A 7278-nucleotide genomic window follows, 5' to 3' on the forward strand; every position below is an offset into this window, starting at 1 on the left:
AGGAAGCCACCCGTCCTATTCAGTATAAAGGATTTTTTTATGGACAAACCACTAAATAATTGAACATTCTTAGTATTTTTTGTTTTTAGATTTAATTTATGCAATGCTAGTGGTTTTGAATAAAGAAAAAATCAATTTACTGTTCATGCTCCAGCAGATGGCAGATGAATTCTATCCAATGCTGACTCCACAGGGAAAGCAGATATCTGTCAATGTGCCTGAAGGACTCACTCTGTGGGGAGATGCAGACAAACTAGCCCGTGTATTCAATAATATTCTGAAAAATGCCATAGCCTATAGCGATGAAAATAGTGTCATTGATATTTCTGCATGGCAGCAGGACGAAAATATTGTTATAACTTTTATGAATCAGGGAAATCCAATTCCACAGACAAAGATTGATACTATTTTTGAAAAATTTTACCGATTAGATTCTGCACGTTCCACAAACACCGGTGGAGCAGGCCTAGGTTTGGCAATCGCAAAAGAAATTGTCACAGCTCACGATGGAACGATTTCTGTAGAAAGCAACCCGGAAAATACTACATTTACAGTAAAGCTTCCGTCTTAAGAAAATCTTAAGAAGTTCATAAGATTGAATTCCAACATAGCTTCTTGTTCTGTGGTTAAATAATAATATCATCGCAGAATAAGGAGTTGATTTATTATGGTACGAAAAGTGAAAAAGAAAAAGTCTGGAATACGCGTATTTGTTATATTTTCATTGATAGTTGTTGTTTTTGTTTTCAAATTCATCATTACTCCAGGAAACCAACATAGGTTTGAAACAGAATATGACGATAATACAACGCTTGTTCCCTCTGCAGAGATAGAACCCGATTCCTCTGTTTCTATATCTCTCGATAAACTAAACAGTACTAATGCGATCCTAATCCGTTTAGAAGATCAAACTATTCTGATGCAAAAAAGTAGCGAAGAAAAGATCTATCCTGCTTCGTTAACTAAAATGATGACAGCTATTGTTGCAATAGAAAATTTGACAAATTTGCAGAAAGAAATACAACTAACCCATTATACCTTTAATGGTCTTTATAGTGCCAATGCTTCTATGGCTGGTTTCCAGCCAGGTGAGAAGGTAAGGGCTATTGATCTTTTATACGGGGTGATGCTTCGAAGTGGTGCAGAAGCTTGTATTGGTCTTGCGGATCATATTGCTGGTTCGGAGCAAGACTTTGTAACGATGATGAATCAAAAGGCGGCAGATCTAGGGATGTACAACACCCATTTTGAAAATACCACAGGACTTCACAATGAAAACCATTACACAACAGTCAAAGATTTGGCCATTCTTTTAAACTATGCTTTGCAAAATGAAACTTTCAGGGAGATTTTTACTGCGTCTCGTCATTCCACACAACCCACGAATAAGCACCCTGAAGGGATAACATTTTATAGTACCATGTTTGAAAAACTCAACAATCAAAACATTATTGGAGGAGAAATTTTAGGAGGGAAAACTGGATATACCGATGAAGCTGGTCTGTGTCTTGCGAGTCTTGCAAAAGTGGGTAACCAAGAATATATATTGATTACAGCTGGTGCAAAAGGAGATATCCATTCTGAACAGTATAATATTACTGATGCATTAGCTGTATACAATAGTATTGGGAAATAAATGGATTAACCGAAGATTATAAGTGGATGCATCTATGTTATACGTTAAACGAAAAAAACATTGTGCTCATTCATGGCTTTTAAGACTATTGTGTTCTTTTGTTTCATAAAGGTGTTTTGCTAAAGAACACGCAGCACATATTAGTCCAGCAACAGGAGAATACCCAGGAGGCTCGGCAAATTCGTTTCACGAATGTCCGAAAGATAATAGATATGGAAGCTATTCTAAAGGAATATATGTTGTCAGACTGACAACCCGGATTACTGAAAGCCCGAGTGAGTTTAAAAAAGTATTGGTGGAATTAAAACAGGGGATGAAAATAATAATAGCTGGGCCAGTTGGAAACTTTTCTCTAAAGGATAACAATTCTGCCCTTTTCATCGCAGGCGGAATCGGTATTACGCCATATCGTTCCATGTTAAAGCAAATCGAAGCAGAAGATAATTAAAATGAAAAACAAATACATTTGCTCTATATAAACAGTGAGAAGTTATACCTAATCAAAGATGAGCTTGACGGCATTGCTTACCGTACTTCTGTTTAAATTACTTATCTTGATTCAAGGAAAGAGCTGCATTCAGAGATAGAGAAGTTCGCTGCTAAGCATATAGATAACGGAAATTCCTTTATTTACGGTCAAAATCAATGGTGGATTCTTTAGCAGATAAACTCAAAAACAAAAATATTAAAAAACAATAAATAATAAAAGATGCTTTCTGCGGCTATTAACCTCGGACAGACGGATTGATTCGGAATTTTATCAGTCTGAAAATCGGGTTTGCAAAAGTATTCAAAAACAAAAGCGAATTCTCGGGTTTCCTCAGTCAGGAACCCGATTTTTTATTTTAATCAATATAAATTTATTGTATTTCGATAAATTTATATTGACATACAGAATATTAGGATTTATGATGTATTCAGATAAATATGCTGGAGGTGAAGGCGTTGAAAGTGAGCGTGGTATCAAACGTTTTAAAAGTATTGTTAATCCTGTTTTCCATAGGGGTAATATGTTTTGGGGCGTTTGTCCTTCCAATTATCGCAGAGGAAATGGGGGAAATGTATCCTGAGATTGCTTATGCCAAACTGCCGATTCTTTTAATTTGTGAATTATTGTTAGTTTTATTGCTAGTTGGAATTGGAATCATTATGTATTTCCTGATCCAGTTCGACCGTAATTTGCTATTAAGTTCAGGATTTGTTAGAGGGTTAGAAATTTTAGCCGGGATGTGCATGGCGGCATCTGTCGGAGTTATCGGGCTGTTTCTGTATATGAACACTTTTGGAGGACCCGGTCCGTTTTTAACATTAATCATGATTGGGATAATATTAATCATTTGGATACTGGCAGCCGTAATCATTCTGCTGCGTTCAATGGTGAAAAAGCGATAATATCCGATGGTAATCCTAATTTTGACAATGGAGTCATACGGCAGATAAATACAATTTATTCCCCAAAAGTTTTAAGACACTATGAAACAGCTGCAGGCAACTATCTAAGGACATAAGCTGTATCTGGATATACTGCAAAATTTAAAAGAGCCGATATCTTCCTTTGGATATCGGCATTTTATGATAATGAGAGTTTTTAAAATACGTGTGGATAATGTTGCACCATTGCATCGGAAATTGCGTCTGCCATCTCCCGTGCTTGCTTCTCAATCGCATCATAAACCGCAATGTCTTTTTCAAATTCTTTGTTTATCATAAAAACTGCTTCTTGTTTGGTTAACTCAAGATGCTTATAAAACATATCCCGGACGGCAGCTTCAGGTAGAAATGGATTGACACTGTTTAAAAATGCAGCTATTTCATCCGCATTTTGATACCATTTTTCTTCTGCCGCCTTTGCTGCTTCCGCATCTCCAGCAATAGCAGCTTTTACAAGGTCAGCAGCAACTAATAAATGTTCCTGGATTAATTGGCTGTAGGTGGATGCAACCATATCCCCATATAACCTGCGTATCATATTTCCCATATCTTCGGCATTTTTTAGGAGCCGGGTCAAAACTTCATTAATATCCGGAAGATTAAAGACTAAGCTGATGATTGCCATCCTCGTCTATGCAACATGTTCTTCCCAAAGACTTCTCATGTCATTTCGATAATCTACTTCAGCCTGCGTGATACATCGGTTCGGCATTTGCGGCATAGGATTTACCGGCGGTACCGATTGCCACATTGGCCAGTAATAAGTATGGCATGGCGGAACAATGTTTCGGTAATGGTTATGGCGGTATTGGAAATAACTCAATTTTCTTTCCCCCAAAATTGTTAAATTTGATACATCGTATTCAATAAAAACAGAATGGTGAAAAAACCTATATCTTTGGACGATAGAATGATTATTGGCTGTTTTGTGCGGGATAAAAACGGCTAATAAAAAATCAGAAAATATTGAATGGGGCTTTCTGTCAGAATATAATTAACTTATGCTGATTAGAAATCTTGACGGCTATGAATGGACAACGATGATAGAGGATATAACAATAGGCGGGTGATAATAGTTTGAGTACAATGAAGAATCCTAAATTATCTTTAACAGAACAGGAGCGGGTTAGCCTCAGAAAGGCAAAAGTGAAATTAAGAGAAATTCACCAGATGGAAGTACATAATTTAGCGGAGGTTTTAGGTGTATCTCGGGACCGAGCAAAAGAGATAAAGGCTTTGGCTGTTTTTCAGCAAGTGCCATCGATTGGTTATAAATTGGCAGAAAAATTGGTAAATATCCTTCACATCTATTCTTTGGAAGAGATAAAAGACAGAAACGGCGCGGAATTGCTGGATGAATTGGAAAAGAGGATGGGGGCCTGGACGGATCCATGCGTGGAAGATCAGCTTCGTTGCATTATTCATTTTTCCAATCATCCGAATAGCAGTAAAAGCTGGTTTGACTTTACGGAAGAAAGAAAGGAATATCGCAAGCAGTACGGATACCCGGATTCAAGGCCCAAAAAGGCCTAGTATGAATCGTAAAAGGAGGAGAATTTATGAAAACAAAATTGATGCATGTCCGAGCAAATGTGAAAAACTTAGAAAGGGCAGTAGAATGGTACACCAATGTGCTGGGGTTTAAAATTGCTGCTACATGGCCTCCAGAAAAACCTAATTACGCTCATTTTGAAAGCGAGGATGGGGCGATATTTGCCGTCATGGAAGATGAAAACTATCCTTCTCACGGCCGTTTTAATTTCTATGTTAAAGATGTAGAGACACTTTGGCTTGCTTTAAAAGACAAGACGGAAGTAGTTGAAGAATTATTTACAACTGCTTACGGAACAAGAAAGTTCACCATAAAAGATTTAGACGGCAACGAACTAGGCTTTGTGAAGGAAGATGAATAATATCGTTAAGCAGAAAATGATTTTTGGGGGGAGAAGATTGACAAGTAGTATGATGAAATATAATTTTGATGAAATCATAGACAGAAAAAATACGAATGCTTTAAGTGTGGATGGGTTTCGGGAATATATATTTAATACCGATGAATCAATGAAATTTCCGTATGAAGATGATGAATTTGTGAGAATGTGGGTTGCTGATATGGAATTTGCAACTCCTCCCTTTATTATTGATGCCATCAAGGAACGGCTCGACCGAAGAATTCTAGGCTATACAAAAGTATTTGAACCGGAATACTATGAAGCTTTTGTAAGCTGGACGGAAAAACGTTATGGATGGCGTTTTGAGAAAGAACATCTTGTAACATCCAATGGAATTATTCCAGCACTATATGAATTAGTCGAGTACATTTGTAAGAAGGATGAGAAAGTCCTATTTGTGACCCCATCCTATGCCTATTTCAAATATGCGGCCGATCATCATCAAATTGAGTATGTATGTTCCGACTTAATCAACAATGACGGCTACTATACTATTGATTTTGACGATTTGGAAGAAAAGGCTAAAGATGAAAAGACTACTTTATGTATTTTTTGCAATCCCCATAATCCGAGCGGAAGAGTGTGGTCTGAAGAAGAACTAAAGAGAGTTGGAGAAATATCAATCCGCAATAATATGTGGATCATTTCCGATGAAATTCATTGTGATTTATTAAGAATAGGCAAAAGCCATACTCCGCTGGCAAAGTTATTTCCGGATTACGACAAAATCATTACTTGCATGGCTCCAAGCAAAACGTTTAATTTGGCGGGTTTAATGTTTTCAAATGTTATTATTCCAAACTCCGGATTAAGAGAAATATGGAAACAAAAGCATTATGACTTTCAAAACCCATTAAGCATTGCCGGGGCAAAGGCAGCTTACCTGTATGGTGAAGAGTGGCTTGAGGAATTACGAGTCTATCTGGATAACAACTTTCAATTTACGGGAGAATATTTAGCCAAACATTTGCCAAAAGCAAAATACCGAGTCTCCGAAGCTACTTATTTGGCTTGGGTCAATATTGGTGAATATTTGCCTGACGAAGAGAATCTGCCTTTATATTTTGCCAATCATGCAGGGGTCTTGTTAGAGGGCGGGGATATGTTTGTACAAAATTCAGATGGATATATTCGGCTGAACTTGGCCTGTCCTCGCTCCATTCTAGAAGAAGGCTTAAGAAGGATATGTGAGGCACTTAATTAAATAATCCATTTGCCTCCGGACTAAAAAGCCGATTTTATCCCTAAATGTCAGGGGCAAAATTCTTTTTCAATGGAACAGTTCGGAAGCTATCGGATGAAAGGCATTAATTCCATAAAGGATTAATGCCTTTTTTTAATTTCATTATGAAAACTGTGACGGGTAAATTTCAATTTTCGTCTAAGTGTATAGAAAAAGGAGGGATAAGTTTGGATCAGGAAAGGTTGGCCGAATGGTTCGATAAATATGGTGAATCGGTTTTTACCTATATTTTATTAATGGTACGGGATTATCATCAGGCAGAGGATTTAACACAAGAAACTTTCTTAAAAGCACACAGGCATCAGCACCAATTTAAGCAAAAGTCCTCCGTAAAGACTTGGCTGTTCACCATTGCACATAATGTAACGAGAGACCATATGCGCAAAAAGCATCCATTACAGCATTGTTTAGGTTTTACGATGCAAGAAATAGACTCGAAGCCTATCCCTGAACAAATGATATTAATGAACTTTCAGAATGAGCAGTTGTATCGGGCTATTTAGCAATTAAAGCCGTCGTACAGGAATGTCATTATTTTACGGAAGCTAAAAGAATTTTCGACAAAAGAAACTGCTCAAATATTAAATTGGTCGGAAAGCAAAGTGAAAATGACGTTAAAAAGGGCGTTAGATAAACTGGAAAATGATTTGATAAGGGAGGGGCTTGCTAATGAGATATTCTGATGACCAATTTAGGGAGTTGGAAAAAGGATTAAGGATGTCAAATCGTGCGAAAGAACAGCTTCGAACAAAGATTGTACAAAAGGCTTATATGAACAAGAAAAATGTTAAACCTTATGGAATCATTGCCGCAGCATGTGCCGCAATATTGATTGTTTTGCCGTACAGTTCGCCGACGATGGCCAGTATCGCGGAAAAAATATTGCCAATTTCCATTACTCCTGTATGTGTAAAATAGTTCTCGGTGATATTTCTACAAAATCCTAGCCAAAAAGGAAGAGGCACTCTATCATAAATGTATGCGTACCAGGCAAATACACTTAGAAAGAGGCCTCT

The 7278-nt window shown here is 37.3% G+C and carries 12 protein-coding genes and 1 pseudogene; 10 read left to right on the top strand and 3 right to left on the bottom strand.

The window, feature by feature from the left end; genetic code table 11:
* Positions 1-115: 115 nt before the first annotated feature.
* The 5 genes and pseudogenes from IEV18_RS15930 (at position 116) to IEV18_RS15940 (ending at position 3028) form a co-directional block, all read left to right on the top strand.
* Positions 116-571: a sensor histidine kinase gene (locus IEV18_RS15930; protein ID WP_229733688.1), complete on the top strand. Its 456-nt coding sequence runs from the start codon at positions 116-118 to the stop codon at positions 569-571.
* 96 nt (positions 572-667) lie between these two features.
* Positions 668-1636, top strand: coding sequence for a D-alanyl-D-alanine carboxypeptidase family protein (locus IEV18_RS15935; RefSeq protein ID WP_188393361.1), 969 nt, complete (start codon positions 668-670; stop codon positions 1634-1636).
* Positions 1637-1641: 5 nt separating this feature from the next.
* Positions 1642-1875: pseudogene (locus IEV18_RS17365) on the top strand (DUF1801 domain-containing protein); the annotation flags it as partial.
* 74 nt (positions 1876-1949) lie between these two features.
* Positions 1950-2084, top strand: a complete 135-nt coding sequence (locus IEV18_RS17495) for a hypothetical protein (RefSeq protein WP_268235432.1) — start codon at positions 1950-1952, stop codon at positions 2082-2084.
* Between the two features lie 503 nt (positions 2085-2587).
* Positions 2588-3028 carry a DUF2975 domain-containing protein gene (locus IEV18_RS15940; protein ID WP_229733693.1) on the top strand — a complete coding sequence of 147 codons (441 nt, stop codon included), beginning with the start codon at positions 2588-2590 and terminating at the stop codon, positions 3026-3028.
* A 196-nt stretch (positions 3029-3224) separates the two neighbouring features.
* Here the strand turns inward: IEV18_RS15940 and IEV18_RS15945 are convergent, their stop codons facing one another.
* Together IEV18_RS15945 and IEV18_RS17370 are read right to left on the bottom strand one after the other, a co-directional pair.
* Complete coding sequence (locus IEV18_RS15945) at positions 3225-3692, bottom strand: acetylglutamate kinase (protein ID WP_229733689.1); 468 nt, start codon at positions 3690-3692, stop codon at positions 3225-3227.
* Positions 3693-3698: 6 nt separating this feature from the next.
* A complete protein-coding gene (locus IEV18_RS17370; RefSeq protein WP_229733690.1) occupies positions 3699-3890 on the bottom strand; it encodes a hypothetical protein in 192 nt (63 codons plus the stop codon).
* A 263-nt stretch (positions 3891-4153) separates the two neighbouring features.
* Between IEV18_RS17370 and IEV18_RS15950 the strand changes: the two genes are divergently transcribed.
* From IEV18_RS15950 to IEV18_RS17375, 5 genes are all read left to right on the top strand, one after another.
* Positions 4154-4600: a helix-hairpin-helix domain-containing protein gene (locus IEV18_RS15950; RefSeq protein ID WP_188393365.1), complete on the top strand. Its 447-nt coding sequence runs from the start codon at positions 4154-4156 to the stop codon at positions 4598-4600.
* A 26-nt stretch (positions 4601-4626) separates the two neighbouring features.
* Complete coding sequence (locus IEV18_RS15955; RefSeq protein WP_188393363.1) at positions 4627-4980, top strand: VOC family protein; 354 nt, start codon at positions 4627-4629, stop codon at positions 4978-4980.
* A gap of 52 nt (positions 4981-5032) precedes the next feature.
* Entirely contained in the window at positions 5033-6223 is a 1191-nt protein-coding gene (locus IEV18_RS15960; protein WP_188393366.1) for a MalY/PatB family protein, read from the top strand.
* A gap of 206 nt (positions 6224-6429) precedes the next feature.
* Complete coding sequence (locus IEV18_RS15965; RefSeq protein WP_229733691.1) at positions 6430-6765, top strand: RNA polymerase sigma factor; 336 nt, start codon at positions 6430-6432, stop codon at positions 6763-6765.
* A 30-nt stretch (positions 6766-6795) separates the two neighbouring features.
* The gene (locus tag IEV18_RS17375) at positions 6796-6945 is read left to right on the top strand and encodes a sigma factor-like helix-turn-helix DNA-binding protein (RefSeq protein WP_229733694.1); all 150 of its coding nucleotides are present in this window, start codon (positions 6796-6798) and stop codon (positions 6943-6945) included.
* 111 nt (positions 6946-7056) lie between these two features.
* Here the strand turns inward: IEV18_RS17375 and IEV18_RS17380 are convergent.
* The coding region (locus IEV18_RS17380; RefSeq protein WP_229733692.1) for a hypothetical protein at positions 7057-7278 on the bottom strand (222 nt) is incomplete at its 5' end.

This window comes from Compostibacillus humi (assembly GCF_014637175.1).
Taxonomy (GTDB): domain Bacteria; phylum Bacillota; class Bacilli; order Bacillales; family Amphibacillaceae; genus Oceanobacillus; species Oceanobacillus humi.

Excerpts from the sequence above, each read along its gene's own strand:
- IEV18_RS15950 (WP_188393365.1), top strand. The coding sequence starts at position 4,154 with ATGAAGAATCCTAAATTATCTTTAACAGAACAGGAGCGGGTTAGCCTC.
- IEV18_RS17495 (WP_268235432.1), top strand. The coding sequence starts at position 1,950 with ATGAAAATAATAATAGCTGGGCCAGTTGGAAACTTTTCTCTAAAGGAT.
- IEV18_RS15955 (WP_188393363.1), top strand. The coding sequence starts at position 4,627 with ATGAAAACAAAATTGATGCATGTCCGAGCAAATGTGAAAAACTTAGAA.
- IEV18_RS15935 (WP_188393361.1), top strand. The coding sequence starts at position 668 with ATGGTACGAAAAGTGAAAAAGAAAAAGTCTGGAATACGCGTATTTGTT.
- IEV18_RS15960 (WP_188393366.1), top strand. The coding sequence starts at position 5,033 with ATGAAATATAATTTTGATGAAATCATAGACAGAAAAAATACGAATGCT.
- IEV18_RS15945 (WP_229733689.1), bottom strand. The coding sequence starts at position 3,692 with ATGGCAATCATCAGCTTAGTCTTTAATCTTCCGGATATTAATGAAGTT.